The sequence below is a fragment of the Nocardioides sp. GY 10127 genome (assembly GCF_004919085.1).
Taxonomy (GTDB): Bacteria; Actinomycetota; Actinomycetes; order Propionibacteriales; family Nocardioidaceae; genus Nocardioides.
This window is the reverse complement of sequence record NZ_STGL01000005.1, coordinates 83083-105135: the sequence shown is the minus strand read 5'-3', so window position 1 is coordinate 105135 and position 22053 is coordinate 83083. Positions and strand designations below refer to the sequence as shown.

The following is a 22053-nucleotide window of genomic DNA, read 5'->3' as shown; positions in this document are numbered from 1 at the left end:
CGGGGTGGGTCAGGCGTGCGCGGCCAGGCGAGGCGCCGGCAGCTGGTCGACCGTACCGCTGGGTCGCGTCGCGTCCCGGTCGAGCGAGCGGCTGATGACGACGCGCTGGATCTGGTTCGTGCCCTCGAAGATCTGCATCACCTTGGCCTCGCGCATGTACCGCTCGGCGGGGAAGTCCCGGGTGTAGCCGTAGCCGCCCAGCACCTGCACGGCGTCCGTGGTGACCTTCATGGCGTTGTCGGTGGCGACCAGCTTCGCGACCGAGGCCTCCCGGCCGTAGGGCAGGCCGGCGTCGGCCAGCCGGGCGGCGGAGAGGTAGGTGGCGCGGGCGGAGACGACGGCGGCCTCCGCGTCGGCGAGCAGGAAGGCGACGCCCTGGTGGTCGAGGATGCGCTGGCCGAACGTCTCGCGGTCCCGGGCGTAGCCGAGCGCGAGGTCGAGCGCGCCCTGCGCGAGACCGGTGGCCACGGCCGCGATGCCGAGCCGTCCGGCGTCGAGCGCGGCCAGGGCGATCCGCAGCCCGTCGCCCTCCGCGCCCACGAGGCGGTCGGCGGGCACCCGGACGCCGTCGAGGCGCATGGTCGCCGTCGCGGACCCGGTCAGGCCCATCTTCCGCTCGGGGCGGTCCGCGGTGAGGCCGGGGGAGTCGGCGGGGACCAGGAAGCAGGAGATGCCGTTGCGCTCCTCGGACGTCCGCGCCATGACGGTGTAGAAGTCGGCGTGGCCGCCGTGCGTCGTCCACGCCTTGGCCCCGTCCAGGACGTAGGAGTCGCCCTCGCGGCGAGCGGTGGTGCGCATCGCGGCCGGGTCGGAGCCCGCGTGCGGCTCGGAGAGGCAGTAGGCGCCGAGACGGTCGCCCGCCAGCATGTCGGGCAGCCAGCGGGCGCGCTGCTCGTCGGTGCCGAACCGGGCCAGCGGGAAGCACGAGAGCGTGTGGACGGAGACGCCGACCGCGACGGAGGCCCAGACCGAGCCCAGCTCCTCCAGGACCTGGAGGTAGACGTCGTACGGCAGCCCGGCACCGCCCAGCGACTCCGGGTACGGCAGGCCCAGCAGGCCGGTGGCGCCGAGGGAGGCGAACACGTCGCGGGGGAACGCCTCCTCCGCCTCGGCCTCGGCGGCCCGCGGGGCCAGCTGCTCGGTGGCGATGCTGCGGACGAGCCGCAGCAGGTCGACGGACGTGTCGTCGGCGAGGACGCGGCGGGCGGGCATCGGTGACCTCCGTGGGCGTGGGAGCGGACGTCACGGGTACGTGACGAGTACCACGGTACGCATCCTGGTACTCGTTTGGCCAGGCTCCTCCCCGAGCCCGCCCGGGTCCGCCGCCGGCCCGTCAGGTGACGGCCTAGAGTCGTCGTCATGGCCGGAACGACCGTGGAGCTCGATCCCGAGCCGCCGTCCCCGCGCCGTGCCGCCCGTCGTGACGAGCTGCTCGCCGACCTGGTGGCGCTGTTCCTGGCCGAGGGCTTCCGCGCGTTCGGGGTCGGCGACCTGGCCGCCCGGCTGCACTGCTCGCGCAGCACGCTGTACCTGGTGGCCGACTCCAAGGAGCGCATCGTCAGCACGGCGGTGAACCGGTACTTCCGCGAGTGCACGCGGTTCGTCGAGGAGAAGGTGGACGCCGAGCGGGACCCGGCCCGCCGGATCACCGCCTACCTGCTGGCCGTCGCCGAGGCGCTCGCCCCGGCCGGCCCGGCGTTCCGCGCGGACCTCGCCGCCCACGCGGGTGCCCGGGAGGTCTACCGCCGCAACACGGCCGCGGCCGCGGCCCGGGTCCGCTCGCTCGTGGACGACGGCGTCGCCGCCGGCGCCCTGCGGCCGGTGGACGCGGCCTTCGTCGGCGCCGCCGTGGCGCGGGTGATGGAGGGCATCCAGACCGGTGCGGTGACCGAGGCCTCCGGGCTCGACGACGCGCACGCCTACCGCGCGCTGGCCGACCTGGTCGCCCACGGCCTGCTGGAGCGCTGAGCCGGCTCTTAGTCCTGACGTCCCGCACGGTCAAGGACGGTGCGATGAACGCACAGGAAAGGACCAGACAGGTAAAGAAATCGGTTCAAAGGCGTTCCTGTCTGGTCCGGTCACTGGTTCAGTGGTAATAGCCGCTGACGTGGGGACGGCGGTCCTAGGAGGTACCGCCATGGTCACCGAGCAGGCGCGAGGGGCGCCGCTGAAGCCGCTGGAGGACACCACACCGCTGAACGGTGCTGCGGTCGACGTCCCGGTGCGGGTCGGGTGGCTGCTGCGGATGGCCCGGCTCACCGCCGGGGACGGGTCCGCGTCGCGGCTCTCCGACATGGTCGAGCGTCTCGGCGTGGAGGGCCTGGCCACGTCCTCCTCCTCCCTGCACCGCCTCGAGACCGGGGTCGTGCGGGACGGCGGGTTGGTCGACGCCTACGAGCGGGTGCTGCGTCTCCCGCCGGCGTCCCTGCGCTCCGCGATCGACGTCATGTGCCGCACGTTCGCCTACGCGCCGGCCGACCGCGACCCCGGGGACCCCGTCACCACGGTCGAGGAGATGCAGCGGCTGCACGCGCCGGTCCTCGCCGGCACCGCGGACGGCGCCGAGTGGCTCGCCTGGGCCCGCGCGCTCGCGCTGCCCGGCAACATCGGGCTCCCGCGGGACCTCGCGCTGGAGCTCGTCGGCCGTCTGCTCTCCGAGGCCGGCCGCGCCGTCGGCCGGGGCTACGCGGCCCGCTACGACGCCCTCACGCTGCTGCGGCGCAGCGCCTACGGCGGGATCGTGCTCGAGGCGGTGCGCCGGATGATCGCCGACCCGCACGTCCAGGTGGTCAACGACCCGCTCAGCATCGTGGGCCAGGCCGTGGACCCCCAGGCCGCCGCGTGGGCGCTGGACCTGCTGGACGACCAGCGTCCGTGGGTGGTCCAGGGCGCCTGCCTCACCCTCGAGACGATGGCCGAGGTCTCCGGCGACCGCGGCTTCTGGACCCCGCACGTCGAGCGGCTGGCCAAGGCCTACAACGAGGCGCGCCCGGGCACCGGGCCGTGGCGGTGGCTCTCGCACCTGCTGCGGCTGCTGCCCTCCGCGGACCTGCAGCGCATCCGGGGGCGGCTGGCGCACGCGCCGAGCCCCACGGTCTCCACCCCCGACCCGGGCAACCGCTCGGGCAACCTCGCGTGGAACGCCTGCGAGCACCAGAGCCACGTGGTCTGCGACCGACTGACGCTGCCCCCGCAGCCGCTGCTCACGCGGCTGATCTGGGAGATCATCGCCGGCGGGCCCGAGAGCCGGGCCCTCACGGCCGCGTTCCTGTGCACGTCGATCGAGCCGCTGCGCGCGGCGGTGGCCGACGCGGTCGCGGAGATCGCGGTGACCTCGCCCGACCCCGCGGTCCGGGAGCGGGCCGGCCGTCGGCTCGTCGGGCTGGTCGACGTCCGCGTGCCCACCGCGCTGGCCGCCTGGCGCGACGACCAGGGCGACCGGCACCGCCTCGGGCTCCTGGTGAGCGGAATCGTGGGGGACCACATCCCGGACGACGTCCTGCTGGCCGCCGTGGAGACGCCCGCGAGCGCGCGGGCCGCCACCTACGCCGCCGGCATGGCCGACCACCCGCTGCTGCACACCCTCGCCCGCAGCCAGGACCCCGACGTGGCCGGCGCGGCGCGCTGGTGGCTGGGCCAGGGCGCGCGCGTGCGGGACGTCTGAGGGCGCCGGCGAGGACCCGGAGGGGTGGGCCGAGCGCTGTGCGTCCCCTATGCTGTGCGGCGAGGGGAGTACCCCACCCAAGCTCGACCCGGTCAGTACGACGGCCTCCACAGGCGGTCCCGGGCGGCGCCCGAGATCGCCTCGGGTCGGGGGAGACCTCAGTGATCGGACGCTGCGCGCGTCCCGACCCTGAGGAGCACCCGTGACCTCGTCACTGTCCCTGTCGCTGACCCATGCGCCGGCCCTGGCCCCGCCGGCCCCGCTGGCCATCGAGTCCGTCGGCACCCCCACGCTGTGGGCCCTGACCCTCGGCGCCGTCGTGCTGCTGCTGGTCGTCGACTTCCTGGCGACCCGCCGTCCGCACGAGGTCTCCGTGAAGGAGGCCGTGGGCTGGTCGCTGTTCTACGTGGCGCTGCCGCTGGCCTTCGGCGTCTACGTCTGGGCGTCCTTCGGCTCCACCACCGGCACCGAGTACTACACCGGCTACCTGGTGGAGAAGTCGCTCTCGGTCGACAACCTCTTCGTCTTCATGCTGCTGCTGGCCGCCTTCGCCGTGCCCCGCGAGCTCCAGCAGCGGGTGCTGCTCTACGGCATCGTCGGCGCGCTCGTCCTGCGTGGCCTCTTCATCGCCCTTGGCGCCGCCGCCCTGCAGCGGTGGGACTGGGTGTTCCTCGTCTTCGGCGCGGTGCTGCTGGTCACCGGCGTGAAGCTGCTGCGCGACGCCCTCACCGGCCACGACGACCACGAGGTCGACGTCGACAGCATGCGCGTGGTGCGGCTGGTCCGACGCGTCCTGCCCGTCACCGACACCTACGAGGGTCCGCGGCTCACCGTGAAGCAGGCGGGGCGTCGCGCGCTCACCCCGTTCGCCCTGGTCACCATCGCCGTGTTCGCCACCGACATCGTCTTCGCGGTGGACTCCGTCCCGGCCGTCTACGGCATCACCGGTGACCCCTACCTCGTGTTCGCCACCAACGCCTTCGCGCTGCTGGGCCTGCGCGCCCTGTACTTCGTCATCGAGGGGGCGCTGGCGAAGCTGGTGCACCTGTCCTACGGCCTGGCCGCGATCCTCGTCTTCATCGGTGTGAAGCTGGTGCTGCACTGGGCCCACATGACCTGGCACGGCGTCCCCGAGGTGCCGACGCTGGCCTCGCTGGGCGTGATCGTGGGCATCCTGGCGCTCACGACGGTCACGTCGCTGGTGGCCTCGTCGCGGGCCGAGCGGGCCGCGAAGGCCGAGCGCGAGGGCGCGGACGCGTGAGCGCGTCAGCCCCCGTGGCGGAGGGCGAGGTCCAGCGTGAGGAACACGCTGAGCGGGTCGGGGCGGTAGTCCGCGAACGGCTCGGTGACGACGAAGCCGTGGCGCAGGTACAGCGCGCGGGCGGGGGCGAAGAAGTCCTCCGCGCCCGTCTCCAGGCTGACCCGCGCCGCCCCGGCGGCACGCGCGTGGGCCAGGACGTGGACGAGCACCGCCGCGCCGAGGCCCTCGCCCCGGCGGTGCGGGGCGGTGCGCATCGACTTCAGCTCGAGGTGCCCACCCTCCGGCGCCGCGTCGTCGGCGAGCGCCTTGAGCGCCGCGGTGCCGAGCAGCTCGCCGGTCTCCGCGTCCCGCGCCACGAAGAAGGTGATCGCCGGCCCGCGCAGGGCCTCGACGTCCAGGGCGTGCACCGACTCCGGCGGCGAGATGCTGCGCATCTGCGTCACGTGCGCCTCGAGGAACGCGACGACCTCCGGGTCGCGCACGTCGTCCACGGTGATGAGGAGGTTCGTCCCGGCGCCGCTCACGGCCGCGAGGCTAGCGGGCACGCCCGGTGGGGTGTTGGCGGGCCGGGGAGGATGGAGCCATGACCGGTGCAGCGAAGCGGGTGGTCCTCGAGACCCTGGGGTGGCTCCTCGTCGTGGCGGGCGTGGCGGCCCTGTTCCTCCCGGGCCCGGGGCTGCTCATGCTCTTCGCGGGCGTCGCGCTCCTGTCCCAGCAGTACGAGTGGGCGGAGCGGCGCCTCGCGCCCCTGAAGTACCGCGCGCTCAAGAGCGCCGCCGAGTCGGTGGACTCCGCCTGGCGCGTGACCTTCTCGGGCCTGCTCTCCCTCTGGCTGGTCGCCTGGGGCGTGGTCTGGATCGTGGGCCCGGCGGTGCCCTCCTGGTGGCCGGTCTCGGACACCTGGTGGCTGCCCGGCGGCCTGGTCACGGGCATCACGCTCATCGGCTCCGGCGTCCTGGCGGCGGTCCTCATCGTGTGGAGCCTGCGTCGCTTCCGCGGGCACCCCTCGGAGATGGCGCAGATCGAGGCCGAGTACCGCGAGCAGCAGCGCCGCACCGAGGACAAGCGGGCCGAGCGCGAGCAGCACCGTGACGAGCGTCGGCAGGCGCAGCGGCCGCAGGCGGGGCAGGGCGACGTGCAGGACGACGTGCAGGGCCGCCGCTCCGCCTGAGACCGGCGTCCTCCACAGGCGTGGCGGTGCTTCCGCCACGCCTGTCGGTGCGGGGGCCTAGGGTCGGCGTCGATGTCGCTCCACCTGCACCGTGCCGCCCGCACCGACGCGCTCGCCGAGGCCCTCGGCGAGCTCCTCGCCGTGCCCGCCGACGACCCCTTCGCCGAGGAGGTCGTCGTCGTCCCGGCGCGGGGCGTGGAGCGCTGGCTCACGCAGCGGCTCTCGCACCGCCTGGGCGCGGCGCAGGGGCGGGGGGACGGCGTGTGCGCCGGCGTCCGCTTCCTCACGCCCGGGTCGCTGGTCTCGCTGGTGCTGGGGCGGGAGCGCGACGACCCCTGGGCGCCGGACCGGCTGGTCTGGCCGCTGCTCGCCACGATCGACGCCTCGCTCGGCGAGCCCTGGTGCGCGCCCCTCGCCCGGCACCTCGGGCACGGGGTGGCCGGGCCGGAGGGGGAGACCCGGCGCAACCGCCGCTGGGCCGTCGCGCACCGGCTGGCCCGGCTGCTCGGCGCCTACGGGGTGCAGCGGCCGGCGCTGCTCGCCGACTGGGCGCAGGGCGGCTCGGGGGACGGCCTGGGCGGCCGGCTGCCGGACGACCTGGCGTGGCAGCCGGAGCTGTTCCGCCGCGTCGCGGCCCGAGTGCGCGCCGAGTCGGGCGTCGAGGCGCCGCACGTGCGGCACGCGGAGGCGCTGGAGGCGCTGCGGGCGGGCCCGGCGCCTGACCTCCCCGTGCGGCTGTCGCTGTTCGGCCACACCCGGCTGCCGGCCACCGAGGTCGCGCTGCTCTCGGCGCTGGGCGTGCACCACGACGTCCACCTGTGGCTGCCGCAGGCCTCCGAGCCGCTGTGGCAGGCGCTGGGGGCGCTGGGCGGTCCGGTCCTGCGGGCGGACGACGAGAGCGACGTCCTGGTCGGGCACCCGCTGCTCGCGGCGCTGGGGCGCGACACCCGCGAGCTGCGGCGCACGCTCCACGGCGTGGCCGACCACGAGCACGTGCACCCGGACCCCGCGCCGCCGACCACGCCGACCCTGCTGTCGCGGCTGCAGGCGGACCTGCGGGCCAACCACGCGCCCACGCACGCGGAGCGGGCGACCCGCGCCCTCGACCCGGCCGACCGCAGCCTCCAGGTGCACGCCTGCCACGGCCCGGCCCGCCAGGTCGAGGTGCTGCGCGAGGTGCTCGTGGGGCTCCTCGCCGACGACCCGACGCTGGAGCCGCGCGACATCCTGGTGATGACCCCCGACGTGGAGTCCTACGCCCCCCTCGTCTCCGCCGCGTTCGGCCTGGGCGAGGCGGTCGAGGACGCGGGCGCGCCCGCCCACCCGGGGCACCGGCTGCGCGTGCGGCTTGCCGACCGGGCGCTCTCCTCCACCAACCCGCTGCTGGGGCTGGCGGCCGACCTGGTGGAGCTCGCGGGCGGCCGGGTCACGGCCTCGGAGGTGCTCGACCTGGTGGCCCACCCCGTCGTGCGGGCCCGCTTCGGCCTCTCCGACGACGACCTGGAGCGGGTGGCCCGCTGGGTCGGCGACGCCGGCGTGCGCTGGGGCCTGGACGCGGCCGGCCGCGCGCCGTTCCACATGGAGCGCTTCGAGACGCACACCTGGCGCTGGGGGGTCGACCGCGTGCTCCTCGGCGTGGCCGTGCCCGGCGACGAGCACACCCACCTGGGTCCCGCCCTCCCGCTGGACGACGTGGGCAGCTCCGAGGTGGCGCTGGCCGGCCGCCTCGCCGAGCTGCTGGACCGGCTGGGGGCCTGCCTGGAGGGGCTGACGACCGCGGTCGACGTGCGGACGTGGCTGGACGTGCTGGGCGGCGCGGTGCGCGACCTGGCGCTCCCCGACGCGGACGCAGCCTGGCAGCTGCCCCAGCTCGAGCGTGAGCTCGCCCAGGCGGCGGCCTCGGCGAGTGCCGCGGGCGAGGCCGCCGGCACCGGCACCGACCTGCGCCTGGCCGACGTCCGTGCGCTTCTGGCCTCGCGCCTGGCGGGCCGCCCGACGCGCTCCAGCTTCCGCACCGGCACCATCACGGTCTGCACGATGGTGCCGATGCGTTCGGTGCCGCACCGCGTGGTGTGCCTGCTCGGCCTGGACGACGGCACGTTCCCGCGGGCGGTGAGCGCCGACGGCGACGACGTGCTGGCCCGCGACCCGCTCACGGGCGAGCGCGACCTGCGTAGCGAGGACCGGCAGCTGCTGCTCGACGCCGTCACCGCGGCCACCGAGACCCTCGTGCTGACCTACACCGGGGCCACCGAGCACTCCGGGGCCGTGCGGCCGCCGTCGGTGCCCCTCCAGGAGCTGCTCGACGCGGCCGACCGCACGTGCGCGGAGCCGGTGCGCGAGCACGTCCTCACCCGGCACCGCCTCCAGCCGCACGACGCGGCCAACTTCGTGCCCGGTGCGCTGGTGACGGCCCGGCCCGAGCCCTTCAGCTTCGACCGGACGGCCCTCGCCGGCGCCCGGGCGGCGCAGCGTCCGCCGCTCCCGGTGCCGCCGTTGCTCGACCCCCGGCGCCCCCTCCCCGCCCGGCCCCGACAGGAGGTCTCGGTCGCCGAGCTCACCGACTTCCTCACCCATCCCGTGCGGCACTTCCTGCGCCAGCGGCTCGACGTGAGCACGCCGCTGCGGGCCGCCGAGGTCGAGGACGCGCTCCCGGTCGAGCTGGACGCGCTGGAGAAGTGGCACGTCGGTGACCGGCTGCTCCGCGCGGTGCTGGCCGGCTCGCCGCCGGACGCGCTGGTGCGCGCCGAGCAGCTCTCGGGCAGCCTCCCGCCGGGGACCCTCGGCCTCCGGACGGTCACGGCGATCGGGCGGCAGGCACAGGCCGTCGTGGACGTGACCGCGCCGCTGCGCGGGGAGCCCGCCCGGACCCTCGACATCGACGTCGACCTGGGCGACGGCCGCCGGCTGGTCGGCACGGTGGGGCCGGTGCACGGCTCGCGGCTGCTCTCGGTCGGGTTCTCGCGGGTCAAGGCCCGTCAGCGGCTCACCGCCTGGGTCTCGCTCCTGGCGCTCTCCGCGGCGCGCTCCGACCAGCACTGGACGGCGCACGCGGTCGGCCGCGGGCAGGCCGGGCCGCAGCAGACCCTCCTGGGCCCGGTCGACCACCGCGCCACCGAGTGGCTGCGCGGCCTGGTGGATCTCTACGAGCTCGGCGGCACGCGGCCGCTGCCGCTGCCGCTGGCGACCGGGCTCGCCTGGGCGGACGCCGAGCGGCAGCGGGACTCCGGGGACCACGGCGCCGACCCGGCCACCGCGGCCGGCAAGGAGTGGGTCACCGACCCCCACCACCCGCTCGGGATCGAGGGCGAGGACGCCGACCCCGCGCACCGGCTGGCCTTCGGCGAGAGCGCGCCCCTCGGCGTCCTGCTCGACGCGGGGATGGCGGACCTCGCCCGGCGGGTGTGGCTCCCGCTGCTCGACGGCAACGAGAGGCTGGGTCACTGATGGAGCTGCCGAGGCACGGCAGGCGCAGCAGCGCGCCGGAGCCGTTCGACGCCGCCCGGGGCCCCCTCCCGGCCGTGGGCACCACCCTGCTCGAGGCCAGCGCGGGCACCGGCAAGACCTGGACCATCGGGGCACTGGTGACCCGGATGGTGGCCGAGGAGGGCGTCGCGCTGGAGCGGATGCTCGTCGTCACCTTCGGGCGGGCCGCGAGCCAGGAGCTGCGCGAGCGCGTGCACGCCCAGCTCACCGCGGCCGCTGAGGCGCTCGCCGAGGACGCCCCGGAGCCACCGGAGGACGCCCCGCTGCTGCGTCGGCTCCGGGACGCGCCCACCGCCGTGCGAACCCTGCGCCGCCGCCGGCTCGCCCGCGCGCTGGCCGACTTCGACGCGGCCACGATCGCCACCACGCACCAGTTCTGCGGGCTCGTCCTGGACTCCCTCGGCGTCGCCGGCGACACGGACTCCCGGGCCCGGCTCGTTGAGGACCTGGACGACCTCGTCGTCGAGGCCGCGGACGACCTGTACCTGCGCGCGTTCGCGTGGGCGGACGAGGGCCCGGAGTTCGGTCGTGCCGAGGCGCTCGGGATCGCCCGGGCCGCGGTGAACGACCCGCAGTCGCACCTGCTCCCGGAGGCCGAGGACCCCACGCGCAGCGCCGCGGCCCTGCGTCGGGCCTCGTTCGCCCGCGCGGTGCGGGCCGAGGTCGACGTGCGCAAGCGCCGCCTCGGCCTGCTCTCCTACGACGACCTGCTCGGGCAGCTCGCGGACGCGCTGGAGGCCGAGGACGCCCCGGCCCGCCTGCGGATGCGGCAGCGGTGGTCGGTGGTGCTCGTCGACGAGTTCCAGGACACCGACCCCGTCCAGTGGGCCGTGCTCGACAGGGCCTTCAGCGGGCACGCCCGGATGGTCCTCATCGGCGACCCCAAGCAGGCGATCTACGCCTTCCGCGGCGGCGACGTCCACACCTACCTCGCGGCGGCCGCCACCGCGGGCGAGCAGCGGACGCTGGCCACGAACTGGCGCAGCGACCCCGGCCTCGTCGCCTCCCTCGGCGTCCTGCTGGGGGGTGCCGAGCTCGGCGACCCCCGCATCGCCGTGCACCCCGTCGAGGCGGAGAAGAAGGGCAGCCGGCTGCGCGGGGCGGACGGGGCTCCCCTCCCGCCGCTGCGCCTGCGCGCGCTGACCCGCCAGGACGCCTTCGACGGCAAGGCGGCCACCCGGCCCGTGCCCGTCGGGAAGGTCCGCGAGCGCGTCTGGGGCGACCTGGCCGCGGACGTCCACGGGCTCCTCGCCTCGGGCGCCACCTGGGACGGACGCCCGGTGGTGCAGGGCGACGTCGCCGTCATCTGCCACCGGCACGCCGACCTGCAGGGCGTGCAGGCCGCGCTGGACGAGGTCGGCATCCGTGCCGTCGTCGCCGGTGGCGGCAGCCTGTTCCTGACCCCGGCCGCGCGGGCCTGGACGACGCTGCTGGAGGCGCTCGAGCAGCCGCACCGCAGCACCCGCGTCCGGTCGGCGGCGCTCACCCCGTTCCTCGGGTACTCCGCGGAGGACCTGGACGCCGGCGGGGAGTCCCTGACCGACACCGTGGCCGACCGGCTGCGCGGGTGGGCCGAGCTCGTCGCCCGCCGCGGGGTCGCCGCGGTGCTGGAGTCGGCGGGCGCGGCGCGGATGCCCGAGCGGGTCCTGGCCCGGGAGGGCGGGGAGCGGCTGCTCACCGACCTGCGCCACCTCGGCGAGGTGCTCCACGAGGTCGCCCAGAACGAGCGGCTCGGCGTGGTGACGCTGCTGGCGTGGCTGCGGCGCGAGGTCGTCGAGGCCGAGTCCCGCTCCGGCGGCGACGAGCGGACGCGGCGCCTCGACAGCGACGCCTCGGCGGTCCAGCTCGTCACCATCCACGCGAGCAAGGGCCTGGAGTACCCCGTGGTCTACCTGCCCTCGCTGGCCGACCGGTTCGTCAGCGGGAAGCAGTCCACCGCGCGGTTCCACGACGAGCGCGGGCGGCGGTGCCTGGACGTCGGCGGTGCCGGCGGCCCGTCCGGCGCCGGCGGCTGGGACGCGAACCTGGCCCGGGCCAAGCAGGAGGACGCGGGGGAGTCGCTGCGCCTCGCCTACGTCGCCGCGACCCGCGCGCAGGGCCAGGTGGTGCTCTGGTGGGCGCCGACGACCAACACCATGGCCTCCCCGCTGCACCGGCTGCTGTCCCGGGCCCCCGGCGCGGCGGAGGTCCGTGACGCCCCGTCGCTGCCCACCGACGAGCAGGTCGTCCCCGCCCTGCGCGCCTGGCAGGAGCAGGGCGGGCCCGTGCTCGAGCGCGCGCTGGTGGCCGAGGTGGGCGCGCTGCCGCCCGAGCCGTCCCCCGGCACCCTGTCCGCCCGCACGTTCGACCGCGTCATCGACGCGGCCTGGCGCCGGACCTCCTACAGCGCGCTGGCCCACGGCGCGGAGACCGGACCGCTGGTCGGCGGCCTCGCGGAGGGCGCCTCCGTGTCCGCCGGGGCGCCCGTCCCGCTGGACGGGGTCGGCAGCGAGCCGGACGGGCTGGGCCATGACGTACTGGGCAAGGACGACGAGTCCGACCCGGTGGGGCTGAGCCCCACCCGCGCGGATGCGGAGGACCCCACCACGCAGGTGCTCTCGCCGATGGCGGGGCTCCCCGTCGGTGCGACCTTCGGCTCGCTCGTGCACGCGGTGCTGGAGCACGCCGACCCGGCCGCCCCCGACCACGGCGGCGACCTGCGGGCCGAGCTGGCGGCGCACGTGGCCGAGCAGCGCGGGTGGTGGCCGGTGGAGCTGGACGCGGACGAGCTGGTCGACGCCCTCGTCGCCGTGTGCGACACCCCGCTCGGCCCGGTCGCGGAGGAGCGGACGCTGCGCTCGCTGGGTCTGCGCGACCGGCTGCGCGAGATGGACTTCGAGCTGCCTCTGGCCGGCGGCGACACCGTGCGCGGCGACGACGTGCCCCGGGTGCTGCTGGCCGACCTCGCGCCGCTGCTGCGCCGGCACCTGCCCGCCGACGACCCCGTGGGGCGGTTCGCCGACGCGCTGCTGCCCGACCCGTCCGGCCCGCCCACGCCGCTGGGCGCCCAGCCGCTGCGGGGCTACCTGACCGGGTCGGTGGACGTCGTCCTGCGCGTGGGGACGGCCGCCGAGCCGCGCTACCTCGTGGTCGACTACAAGACGAACTGGCTGGGCTCGCGCGACGAGCCGCTCACCGCGCACGCGTACCGCCCGGCGGCGCTGGTGGAGGCGATGGAGCACTCCGACTACCCGCTCCAGGCGCTGCTGTACGCCGTGGTGCTGCACCGCTTCCTGCGGTGGCGGCAGCCCGGTTACGACCCGGAGCGGCACCTGGCCGGCGTCCTGTACCTGTACCTGCGCGGGCTCTGCGGGCCCGACACCCCGCGGGTGGACGGCGAGCCGTGCGGGGTCTTCACCTGGCGGCCGCCGGTGGCGCTGCTCGAGGAGATGTCGGACCTGCTGGACGGGCGGCTCGCGGCACCCGCGCAGACACCCGAGCCGACCCCCGCGGCACGGACGAGGAAGGGCGGAGCCCGATGAGCGAGGCGAGGCCGGAGCTGCTGGACCCGCACGACGCCCGTCGTGCCACCCGCGCCACCGGCGTCCTGGCGACGCTCAACGCCGTCGGGGTCCTGGAGGCCACGGACGTGCACGTCGCCACCCGCCTGACGGCGCTGGGCGGCGAGACCGACGAGGACGTCGCGCTGGCGGTCGCGCTCGCGGTGCGCGGGCTGCGCCGGGGCTCGGTGTGCGTCGACCCCGCCGCCGCCGCGCGGGGGCTGGCCACCGAGCTGGCCGAGGCGGCCGACGCGGCGGAGGCCGACGGCGCCGACGAGCCGACCCGGGCGGCGCTGCGCGCGGCGGCGGCCGTCGCCTGGCCCGCACCGGACGCCTGGCGGGACGCCCTGGCGGCGAGCCCGCTGCTCGGCGCCGGCGCGCTGCGCCTCGAGGGCGACCTGCTCTACCTGGACCGCTACCACCGGCTCGAGACCCAGGTCGCCGACGACCTGCTGACCCGCTGGGACGCCCCGCCGCCACGGGTGGACGAGGCGGTGCTGGCCGCCTCGCTGGAGCGGGTGCGCGACGGGCGGCTCGGCACGGAGCAGGAGGCGGCGGTCGTCCAGGCCGTCCGCTCCTGGACGACGGTGCTCACCGGCGGGCCCGGCACCGGCAAGACGACGACGGTCGCCCGGCTACTGGTGCTGCTGGCGGCCCAGGCGGCGGCCGACCCCGAACGGCACGGACGCCGGCTCTCGGTCGCGCTGGCCGCGCCCACCGGCAAGGCGGCGACGCGGCTGGAGGAGGCGGTCGTCGACGAGCTGGCGCGGCTCGACCCGGCCGACCGGGCGGCGCTCGGCGACCCGACCGGCACCACGCTGCACCGCCTGCTCGGCTGGCGGCGCGACAACGCCACGCGGTTCCGGCACGACCGCGGCAACCGGCTGCCGCACGACGTGGTGGTCGTGGACGAGTGCTCGATGGTCGACCTCATGCTCATGGGGCGGCTGCTCGAGGCCGTCCGGGAGGGCACCCGGCTGGTCCTGGTGGGCGACCCCCGCCAGCTCACCTCGGTGGGGGCGGGCGCGGTGCTGGCCGACGTGGTCCGCGGCTTCACCGAGGGCCGCGAGACGGAGTCGTCGCCGGTGGCGGCGCTGACGACGAACTACCGCTCGACCGAGCACATCAAGGCGGTCGCCGAGGCGCTGCGCGCCGGGGACGCCGAGGAGGTGCTGGCCGGGCTGCGGGCGGGCGGCGACGAGGTCGAGCTCGTGGAGATCGAGGAGGACGAGGACGCGGCCGAGCACCTGCGTCCGCTCCTGGTCTCCCACGCCCGGGCGCTGCGCGAGCGGGCGCTGGCGGGCGACCACGCGGGCGCCCTGGAGCTGCTGGAGGAGCACCGGCTCCTGTGCGCGCACCGGGAGGGGCCCGCGGGCGTGCGCACCTGGAACCGGCGCGTCGAGGCGTGGCTGGCGGAGGAGGTCGGCGCGCCCGGGCTCGGCGGCTGGTACCCCGGGCGGCCGCTGCTGGTGACGAGCAACGATTACGCCCTGGACGTCTACAACGGCGAGACCGGGATCGCCGTCCAGCGCTCCGACGGGCGGCTGCGGGCATGGATCAGCGGCTCCGACGGGGCGCGCGAGCTCGCGCCCGGCCGGCTCCAGGACGTCGACACCATGCACGCCATGACGGTGCACAAAGCGCAGGGCAGCCAGGCGCGCTCGGTCACGGTGCTGCTGCCGCCGGCCGGCTCGCGGGTGCTCACGCGCGAGCTCTTCTACACGGCGCTCACGCGCGCCCAGGCGCACGTGCGGGTGATCGGGTCGGCGGACGCCGTCCGGGCGGCCGTCGGCACGCAGGCGGCGCGGGCGACGGGCCTGGTGGGGCGGCTCTCGGCGGCGCTCGGGCAGTAGGCCGCGAGGGGGCTCGGCGTCCACTCCCCGAAGCGGGGGCGGTTCCGGGACGCGGGGTTCGTTAACCTTCCGCCGTGTCCTTCCTCTTCCGAGTCGAGCTCCCCGACGTCCCCGGTTCGCTGGGTCGTCTCGCGACCGCGATCGGTGAGGCGGGCGGTGACATCGAGGCGATCGAGATCGTCGAGAAGCGCTTCGACGGCACCGCGCTCGACGACGTGCTGCTCGACATGGAGCCGGGCGTCATGCCGGACTCGGTCGTGTCGGCCTGCAACTCGGTCGAGGGCGTGCGGGTCGTCTGGGTGAGCCGGTACGCCGCCGGCGGCAACCTCTTCCTCGACCTGGAGGCCGTCGAGGACCTCACGGCCGAGCCGGCCGCCGCGATGGACCGGCTGGTCCACCTGCTGCCCGTCACCTTCCGGGCCGACTGGGCCGCGCGCGTCCACCGCGTCGACGGCATCGTCACCTCCACCGAGGCGGCCCCCGCCGACCTGCCGTTCGTCGACATCGTCGGCACCGAGCGGCTCGAGCCGCTGGAGGAGGGCTCCCCGGACGTCGTCATCGCGGCGCGCCTGGGCGGCAACGACATCGTGGTGCTCGGCCGTCGCGGCGGCCCGGCGTTCCTCGACTCCGAGATGGCCCGCGTCGGGCACCTCGCGGGCCTCGCGGTCTCCATCGCCCGCCCCTGAGCCCGCCCCCGAGCCCGCGCCCGACCCGCCCCTGGGCGGGGCACGCGGCGGCGGGCGGTAGCGTCCGCGGCATGAGCGCGATCGACGGAGTCTCGGACACCTTCGACCCGGACGCCTGGGACGTCGTCCCGGGGTTCGAGTCCCTCACCGACCTGACCTACCACCGGGCGAAGGCCCACGGCACGGTCCGGGTGGCGTTCGACCGTCCCGACGTCCTCAACGCGTTCCGGCCGCACACCGTGGACGAGCTGCTCACGGTGCTCGAGCACGCCCGCACGTCCGCGGACGTCGGCTGTGTGCTGCTCACCGGCAACGGCCCGAGCCCCAAGAACGGCAAGCACTCGTTCTGCACCGGTGGCGACCAGCGCATCCGGGGCAAGGCCGGCTACCAGTACGAGACCGACGGCCACGTCGAGGCGGGCGAGGCCCCGAACCCGATCGACAAGGCGAAGCTCGCGCGGCTGCACATCCTGGAGGTCCAGCGGCTGATCCGGTTCATGCCGAAGGTCGTCATCGCCGTGGTGCCCGGCTGGTGCGCCGGTGGCGGCCACTCGCTGCACGTGGTCGCCGACCTGACCCTGGCCAGCGCCGAGCACGCCGCGTTCAAGCAGACGGACGCCGACGTCGGCTCGTTCGACGCGGGCTACGGCTCGGCCTACCTGGCGCGCCAGGTGGGGCAGAAGTTCGCCCGGGAGATCTTCTTCCTCGCCGACACCTACTCGGCCGAGGACGGCGTCCGCATGGGCACCGTCAACAAGGCCGTCCCGCACGCCGAGCTCGAGGCCGAGGCGCTGGAGTGGGGCCGCAAGATCAACGGCAAGTCCCCCACCGCCCAGCGGATGCTGAAGTACGCGTTCAACGCGATCGACGACGGCCTCGTCGGCCAGCAGCTCTTCGCCGGCGAGACCACCCGCCTCGCATACATGACCGACGAGGCGCAGGAGGGCCGGGACCAGTTCCTCCAGAAGCGTGACCCTGACTGGTCGCCGTTCCCCTGGTACTACTGATCTGAAGCGTTTGTCCAGTTCAAAGCCCTGATACGGCCGCGTGCGTGGCGGAATGCGTGGCAGGAACTGTGATCGGGATGGGATCCAGCGATGAGCGCGTGACAGGTGGCTCCATCGTGGCACAGTGGTCCGGTGAGCATTGACCTGGCGGCGTTCGAGCCGGCCGTGCATCGCTTTGCGGACGCCTGGGCGACCTGCGGAGCCGTTTGGACTGTGAAGCCGATCGATCCGAACCATGGAAAGGCACTAACGCTCGCCGAGTTCGACAGCGACTCCTGGCTGGCGAGTGTCATCCTCTGGGAGACCGGCGAGCTTGACCTCGACGCGGGGCGCAAGGTAGACGGCTGGCTCGTTGCGAAGCACTTCGACCTCAAGACTCCGGACGAGTTGGACGGTGTGCTTGACGAGCTGCTCTCCCTTCTGCGCGACGGCGCTGTGCCCAGCCAGGCATTCACTTCTTGGATCTGATCGCGCTCAGCGCACCCGGGACTGACACCTCCAAGTCCGCGTGTGTCGCGGGTCCGGATGCTGACGGGCACGCGGCCATCGTCTGCCAGACGTACACTTCATGGCATGACGTTCAGTGCATCGGAGTTCTACGAGGCGGGGATGTCCCTGCCTCCTGACGTGCGCAAGGACGTCGCTCTCCGCTTGCTCGAGTCGGTCGAGTCCGACGACGCGTTCGACGAGGCAGTCGAGAGCTGGCTTCAGACCGACGCGGCTGCCGCGTACGACGCGCTGAAGGCTGACCCGACGCGCGCGATTCCTGCAGAGGGCGTTCGTGCCGAGTTCGAAGCGAAGTGGGCCGCCCGTCCATGACGGGCAGGATCAACTTCACTCCTGAGGCACGGCAGCAGCTCCATCACCTCGACGAGTGGATCGCCGAGAAGGCGACGGCGGAGACCGCTCGACAATTCGTGGCCGCGATCCTCGACCACATCGACGGCATCGTCGTATTCCCTCTCGCCGGCCGTGCGCGCGATGACGTCCGTCCGGGCATGCGGACGAGCACCTGCAAGAAGCGGACCCTCGTCGCCTATGAAGTTGACGAGGCGTCGGGTGAGGTCGTGGTCAACATCCTCGGTGTCTTCCACGGTGGCCAGGACTGGGAGGCCGCACTCAGCGAGGACCAGGGCGATCCGGAGGTCGGCCGATGAGGGGCGCGTGCGTGGCAAAAACGTGGCAGGGGAGTCGTCAGCGACCAATCTCGATCAACGCCCCTAGACGCGTTTGCGCAGGTCAGACGCACAATGCCAAGGATGACTAGGAACAGCCGCTGAGCGTACCGCGCTTCCCCTCGTACTACTGATCTGAAGCGTGTGTCCAGCGCAGAGCCCTGCGCGGGTCCTCGTGTGCTGCAGGCGGTAGCCGCTCGATCTCGGCGCCCCGTCGCCGCTCCGGCCTGGACTCGACACATGGCGATCGACAATGAGGTCGTGTACCCCAGACGGTCGCCAGGAGCTGTCCTGGGCACACGACCTGCGGCTGACGGCCTGTCTCAGTCCGCCGGGGCCAGGTACCCCCGGAGCATGGCGCGCAGCTCGCGCAGGAGGGCGGTCCGCTCGTCGTCCTCGAGCCCGAACGCCTCGTGCAGGACGCCGTCCGCGGCGGTGAACACGAGCCGGGCGACGCCCCGCGCGCGACCGGCGGGGGCGAGGCCGGTGAGGACCAGCAGGTCCGCGACCTTCGCGGTCATCCGGTCCTTGTGGGCGCGACGCTCGGCGGCGGGGCCACTGCCCTCGACGGCGCGCAGCGCCCGGGCGACACCCTCCTCGGCGTAGATCCGCTCGACCTCGTCGAGGAGGTCGGCGAGGGGGTCGGGGGACCCGGCCGACGCGGTGCGGCGGACGCGCTCCACCACGCCGTCCAGCACCTCCTCGAACCGCGCGTGGTACCGCGCGACGAGGACGGCGATGATCGCGTCGCGGTCCGGCAGGTACTGGTAGACGGCGCCGACGCTGAGTCCGGCGTGCTCGGCGACGCGGGGGAGCGTGAGGGCCTCGACGCCCTCGGTGCGGACGAGGTCGGTGGCGGCCGCGAGCGCCGCCTCCACCTTCTCGCGGGAGCGGGCCTGTCGCGGCACGCGTGCGAGCGGGAGCAGGTCGAGGTCTTCTGCCGGCACTCGCCGATCATACAAACCAAACTTGACTTTGGTTTAGGTGTGACCCAGGCTACAAGAGTGAGCACTCCGAGCGTGGACACGACGAGCAGCACGACGGGCACGACCACCGCGGGCGCGCTGCGCTCCGCCGTGGCCGACGCGTCGCGGCTCCTCGCCTCCCGGGGACTGGTGGTGGGCACCGCCGGTAACGTCAGCGCCCGCGTCGGCGACCTGGTGGCGATCACGCCCACCGGCGCGGACCTGTCCACCCTGGTCGCCGACGAGGTCTGCCTCGTGGACCTCGACGGCCACCAGGTCGCCGGCGACCTCGCCCCCACCAGCGAGCTCGGGCTCCACCTGGGCGTCTACGTCGACGCGCCCTCGGCGGCCGGCGTCGTCCACACCCACGCCCCCGCCTCGACGGCCGCGGCCTGCGTCGTCGACCGGCTGCCGGTGCTCCACTACAACCAGCTCGCGCTCGGCGGGGAGCTACGGGTCGCGCCGTTCCACCCCTTCGGCACCCCCGCCCTGGCCGCGGCGGTCCGCGAGGCGCTCGACGGCCGGCTCGCCGCGCTCATGGCCAACCACGGCGCGATCGCGGTCGGCCCGAGCCTCGCCAAGGCCGTCGAGCACGCGCTGCTCACCGAGTGGCTGGCCGACCTCCACGCCCGCGCGGTCGCGCTCGGCACGCCGCGACCGCTCACCCCGGCGCAGCAGGAGGCCGTCATCGAGGTCGCGCTGCGCACCGGCTACGGCACCACCCACCGCGTCGGGGCCCCGCGATGAGCGCGCCGAGCCCGGCGAGCCCGGTGGGGGAGCTGCTCGCGCACGGTCGCAGCGCCGTCGTCCACGCCTACGTGGGGGCGCCCCCGGACGCGCCCGCCGACGGGGCCGACGGGGCCGAGGGGGTGGGCGCCACGGCCGGCGCCCACGTCGTCAAGGTGATCGAGGGGCTCTCCGCGGCCGAGGTGGACCAGGAGGAGCGCAACACCGTGCTGGCCCACCGGCTCGGGCTCACCCCGATCGGCTGCCACGGGCGCGTGGACGTCGCGGGGCGGCCCGGCCTGGTGCTCGACCGACTCACCGGTGTCTGCCTCACCACCCTCGCCGAGAGGAACATCCTGCGGCTGCGGGAGGTCTCCCGCGTGCTGGCCGACGAGCACGCCCGGCTGCACGCGGTGCCGGTGAGCGGCTTCGTGGACGTCCGGGAGCTGGCGGTCGCCCAGCTCGCCGCGCCCGGCCTGGCCGGCCTCACCCCCGCCGAGCGCGAGGAGGCGGCCCGGCTGCTGCGGGCCCTGCCGGCCGGCGACCGTCCGCTCCACCTCGACTTCCACCCGCAGAACGTGTTCGTCCACGGCGACGGGTACGCGGTGGTCGACTGGCAGACCGCCTGCCAGGGCGCCCCCGCCGCCGACGTCGCGATGACGAAGGTGCTGTTCACCGAGGCCGAGCTGTTCCCCGGTACCGCGTTCCTCAAGCTCGTCCTCTACGCCAGCGTGCGGCGGGTGATGTTCGGCTTCTACCTGCGCCGCTACCGGGCGGTCACGGGCATGACGGACGCCGAGATCGACTCCTGGCTGCTGGCGGCCCGCGTGCTGCGGGCCGGCCTGCTGCACGTGCCGAGCGAGCAGGAGCGGCTGCTGCGCGGCATCCGCCGCGACCTGGAGGCGTCGCGATGACCCCCCTGACCCGCACCCGCCCCGCCGACGGCACCAGCGCCGACGTCCTCGTCGTCGGTGGCGGCATCACCGGCGCCGCGATCGCCTACGAGGCCGCCAGCCGGGGCCTCGACGTGGTGCTCGTGGAGAAGGACGACTTCGGCGGGGCGACCTCCGCGGCCACCGGCAAGCTGATCCACGGGGGCCTGCGCTACCTCAAGCAGCTCGAGGTCGGGCTGGTGCGCGAGTCGCTCGCCGAGCGGCGCACCCTGTCGGTGATCGCGCCCAACCTCGTCTCCCCGATCGCGATGGTGCTGCCCGGCGCCGGGCTGGTCGAGCGGGCGGGGCTCACCGCCTACGACCTGCTCTCGCTCGACCGCAACCGGGTGGCCGACCGCAGCAAGCGGATCCCGCGGCACCGGTCCCTGAGCAGCGACGACCTCGCCTCGCTGGGCCTGCCCGACCTGCCCTCGCCGGTGCTCTTCCACGACGCCATGATGCTCTCGCCGGAGCGGCTGACCCTGGCGTTCCTGCGCTCGGCGGTGGCCCACGGGGCCCGGGTCGCCAACGGCGTCCGCGTCGACGCCCTCCTCGGCGGCCCGCAGCGGGCCGTGGGGGCGCGGGTCGTCGACGAGCTCGAGGGCGGCACCACCGAGATCACCGCCGGGGTCGTCGTCAACGCCACCGGGGCCTGGGCGCAGGAGCTGGTCGGCGCGCCGGCGCCTCGCGTCCGGTCCGAGGGCATCTACCTGGTCACCCGCCAGATCACGCCCACGATGGTGCTCACCGTGACCCCGCACGGGCACTTCAGCTTCGCCCCGTGGCGCGGGCACAGCCTCATCGGGCCGACCGAGACCCCCTACGAGGGCCCGGTCTCCCAGTGGCGACTCACCCGGGCGGCCATCGAGACGTTCGTGGAGCGGATCAACGCGGCGTCCCTGCTGCCGGTGGCGCTCTCGATGGACGACGTGGTGGCGGCCTACGGGGGCCTGCGGCCCCTCACCGAGTCCGCCGGGGCCGACACCTACCGTGCCTCGCGCGCGGCCGAGCTCGTCGACCACGCCCGTGACGGCCGCGAGGGCCTCGTCTCGGCGACCGGCGGCAAGTACACGACCTCGCGGGCCTTCGCCCAGCACGCGGTCGACGCGGTGGCGGCCAAGCTCGGTCGGCGCATCGCCCCGAGCACCACCGCCCGCGTGCCGCTCGCCGGCTGCGACGTCCCCGACCTGCCCGCGGCGATCGCCGCCACCGCCGCCCGCCACCCCGGCCTGGCCGCGGACACGGTCGACCTCGTCGTCCGCCACTACGGCACGGACGCCGAGGCGGTGCTCGCCCTCGCGGAGTCCGACCCGGCCCTGGCCAAGCGCGCCACCGCCGACGGTGAGCCGCTCGCCACGGTCGCGTGGGCGGCCCGGCACGAGATGCCGCGCTCGCTCGCGGACATCCTGCTGCGGCGCACCGGCATCGGCACGCTCGGCGACCCGGGCGACGTCCTGGGTCGGGAGGCCGCCCGGATCGCCGGAGAGGTCCTCGGCTGGAGCCCCGCCCGCCAGGCCGCGGAGTGGCGGGACGCGCGGAGGGCCGTGTCGCTGCCGGTGGACTGAGGGGCCGGGCCGGGGCGGGCCGG

General features: G+C 75.3%; 18 protein-coding genes. 15 read left to right on the top strand and 3 right to left on the bottom strand.

Annotated elements, in window-relative coordinates; genetic code table 11:
* Positions 1-9 precede the first annotated feature (9 nt).
* Positions 10-1212 carry an acyl-CoA dehydrogenase family protein gene (locus E8D37_RS07730; protein ID WP_136569207.1) on the bottom strand — a complete coding sequence of 401 codons (1203 nt, stop codon included), beginning with the start codon at positions 1210-1212 and terminating at the stop codon, positions 10-12.
* Positions 1213-1359: 147 nt separating this feature from the next.
* Between E8D37_RS07730 and E8D37_RS07725 the strand changes: the two genes are divergently transcribed.
* From E8D37_RS07725 to E8D37_RS07715, 3 genes are all read left to right on the top strand, one after another.
* Positions 1360-1968, top strand: a complete 609-nt coding sequence (locus E8D37_RS07725) for a TetR/AcrR family transcriptional regulator (protein WP_136569206.1) — start codon at positions 1360-1362, stop codon at positions 1966-1968.
* Between the two features lie 169 nt (positions 1969-2137).
* The gene (locus E8D37_RS07720; RefSeq protein WP_136569205.1) at positions 2138-3664 is read left to right on the top strand and encodes a hypothetical protein; all 1527 of its coding nucleotides are present in this window, start codon (positions 2138-2140) and stop codon (positions 3662-3664) included.
* Positions 3665-3866: 202 nt separating this feature from the next.
* Positions 3867-4925, top strand: a complete 1059-nt coding sequence (locus tag E8D37_RS07715; RefSeq protein WP_240770270.1) for a TerC/Alx family metal homeostasis membrane protein — start codon at positions 3867-3869, stop codon at positions 4923-4925.
* A gap of 5 nt (positions 4926-4930) precedes the next feature.
* Here the strand turns inward: E8D37_RS07715 and E8D37_RS07710 are convergent, their stop codons facing one another.
* Positions 4931-5449 carry a GNAT family N-acetyltransferase gene (locus tag E8D37_RS07710; RefSeq protein WP_240770269.1) on the bottom strand — a complete coding sequence of 173 codons (519 nt, stop codon included), beginning with the start codon at positions 5447-5449 and terminating at the stop codon, positions 4931-4933.
* Between the two features lie 59 nt (positions 5450-5508).
* On the opposite strand from E8D37_RS07710, the gene E8D37_RS07705 reads away from it, so the two are divergent.
* From E8D37_RS07705 to E8D37_RS07665, 9 genes are all read left to right on the top strand, one after another.
* Positions 5509-6096, top strand: a complete 588-nt coding sequence (locus E8D37_RS07705; protein ID WP_136569204.1) for a PGPGW domain-containing protein — start codon at positions 5509-5511, stop codon at positions 6094-6096.
* A gap of 72 nt (positions 6097-6168) precedes the next feature.
* On the top strand, positions 6169-9543 hold the full coding sequence (recC, locus tag E8D37_RS07700) for an exodeoxyribonuclease V subunit gamma (protein WP_136569203.1): 3375 nt from the start codon (positions 6169-6171) through the stop codon (positions 9541-9543).
* Positions 9543-13103, top strand: coding sequence for a UvrD-helicase domain-containing protein (locus E8D37_RS07695; RefSeq protein ID WP_136569202.1), 3561 nt, complete (start codon positions 9543-9545; stop codon positions 13101-13103). Before recC ends, E8D37_RS07695 begins: the two co-directional genes overlap by 1 nt.
* Positions 13100-14974, top strand: coding sequence for an exodeoxyribonuclease V subunit alpha (gene recD / locus E8D37_RS07690; protein WP_136569201.1), 1875 nt, complete (start codon positions 13100-13102; stop codon positions 14972-14974). The genes E8D37_RS07695 and recD overlap by 4 nt, the downstream gene beginning before the upstream one ends.
* A gap of 74 nt (positions 14975-15048) precedes the next feature.
* Positions 15049-15660, top strand: coding sequence for an amino acid-binding protein (locus E8D37_RS07685; protein WP_136569200.1), 612 nt, complete (start codon positions 15049-15051; stop codon positions 15658-15660).
* A 71-nt stretch (positions 15661-15731) separates the two neighbouring features.
* A complete protein-coding gene (locus E8D37_RS07680; protein ID WP_136569199.1) occupies positions 15732-16667 on the top strand; it encodes a 1,4-dihydroxy-2-naphthoyl-CoA synthase in 936 nt (311 codons plus the stop codon).
* Positions 16668-16799: 132 nt separating this feature from the next.
* On the top strand, positions 16800-17135 hold the full coding sequence (locus tag E8D37_RS07675; RefSeq protein WP_136569198.1) for a hypothetical protein: 336 nt from the start codon (positions 16800-16802) through the stop codon (positions 17133-17135).
* A gap of 105 nt (positions 17136-17240) precedes the next feature.
* A complete protein-coding gene (locus E8D37_RS07670) occupies positions 17241-17486 on the top strand; it encodes an addiction module protein (protein WP_136569197.1) in 246 nt (81 codons plus the stop codon).
* The gene (locus tag E8D37_RS07665) at positions 17483-17824 is read left to right on the top strand and encodes a type II toxin-antitoxin system RelE/ParE family toxin (protein ID WP_136569196.1); all 342 of its coding nucleotides are present in this window, start codon (positions 17483-17485) and stop codon (positions 17822-17824) included. The genes E8D37_RS07670 and E8D37_RS07665 overlap by 4 nt, the downstream gene beginning before the upstream one ends.
* A 341-nt stretch (positions 17825-18165) precedes the next feature.
* Here the strand turns inward: E8D37_RS07665 and E8D37_RS07660 are convergent, their stop codons facing one another.
* Complete coding sequence (locus E8D37_RS07660; RefSeq protein WP_206055633.1) at positions 18166-18789, bottom strand: TetR/AcrR family transcriptional regulator; 624 nt, start codon at positions 18787-18789, stop codon at positions 18166-18168.
* A 57-nt stretch (positions 18790-18846) separates the two neighbouring features.
* Here E8D37_RS07660 and E8D37_RS07655 point away from each other — a divergent pair, with 57 nt between their 5' ends.
* From E8D37_RS07655 to E8D37_RS07645, 3 genes are read left to right on the top strand one after another with little or no spacing between them, the layout of a single operon-like run.
* Positions 18847-19554, top strand: a complete 708-nt coding sequence (locus E8D37_RS07655) for a class II aldolase/adducin family protein (protein ID WP_240770268.1) — start codon at positions 18847-18849, stop codon at positions 19552-19554.
* Complete coding sequence (locus E8D37_RS07650; RefSeq protein WP_136569194.1) at positions 19551-20447, top strand: phosphotransferase; 897 nt, start codon at positions 19551-19553, stop codon at positions 20445-20447. Before E8D37_RS07655 ends, E8D37_RS07650 begins: the two co-directional genes overlap by 4 nt.
* Positions 20444-22030 (top strand): glycerol-3-phosphate dehydrogenase/oxidase, encoded by a 1587-nt coding sequence (locus E8D37_RS07645; protein ID WP_136569193.1) that lies wholly within the window; start codon positions 20444-20446, stop codon positions 22028-22030. The genes E8D37_RS07650 and E8D37_RS07645 overlap by 4 nt, the downstream gene beginning before the upstream one ends.
* Positions 22031-22053: the final 23 nt, after the last annotated feature.

Excerpts from the sequence above, each read along its gene's own strand:
- E8D37_RS07730 (WP_136569207.1), bottom strand. The coding sequence starts at position 1,212 with ATGCCCGCCCGCCGCGTCCTCGCCGACGACACGTCCGTCGACCTGCTG.
- E8D37_RS07725 (WP_136569206.1), top strand. The coding sequence starts at position 1,360 with ATGGCCGGAACGACCGTGGAGCTCGATCCCGAGCCGCCGTCCCCGCGC.
- E8D37_RS07720 (WP_136569205.1), top strand. The coding sequence starts at position 2,138 with ATGGTCACCGAGCAGGCGCGAGGGGCGCCGCTGAAGCCGCTGGAGGAC.
- E8D37_RS07705 (WP_136569204.1), top strand. The coding sequence starts at position 5,509 with ATGACCGGTGCAGCGAAGCGGGTGGTCCTCGAGACCCTGGGGTGGCTC.
- recC (WP_136569203.1), top strand. The coding sequence starts at position 6,169 with ATGTCGCTCCACCTGCACCGTGCCGCCCGCACCGACGCGCTCGCCGAG.
- E8D37_RS07695 (WP_136569202.1), top strand. The coding sequence starts at position 9,543 with ATGGAGCTGCCGAGGCACGGCAGGCGCAGCAGCGCGCCGGAGCCGTTC.
- recD (WP_136569201.1), top strand. The coding sequence starts at position 13,100 with ATGAGCGAGGCGAGGCCGGAGCTGCTGGACCCGCACGACGCCCGTCGT.
- E8D37_RS07680 (WP_136569199.1), top strand. The coding sequence starts at position 15,732 with ATGAGCGCGATCGACGGAGTCTCGGACACCTTCGACCCGGACGCCTGG.
- E8D37_RS07670 (WP_136569197.1), top strand. The coding sequence starts at position 17,241 with ATGACGTTCAGTGCATCGGAGTTCTACGAGGCGGGGATGTCCCTGCCT.
- E8D37_RS07665 (WP_136569196.1), top strand. The coding sequence starts at position 17,483 with ATGACGGGCAGGATCAACTTCACTCCTGAGGCACGGCAGCAGCTCCAT.
- E8D37_RS07650 (WP_136569194.1), top strand. The coding sequence starts at position 19,551 with ATGAGCGCGCCGAGCCCGGCGAGCCCGGTGGGGGAGCTGCTCGCGCAC.
- E8D37_RS07645 (WP_136569193.1), top strand. The coding sequence starts at position 20,444 with ATGACCCCCCTGACCCGCACCCGCCCCGCCGACGGCACCAGCGCCGAC.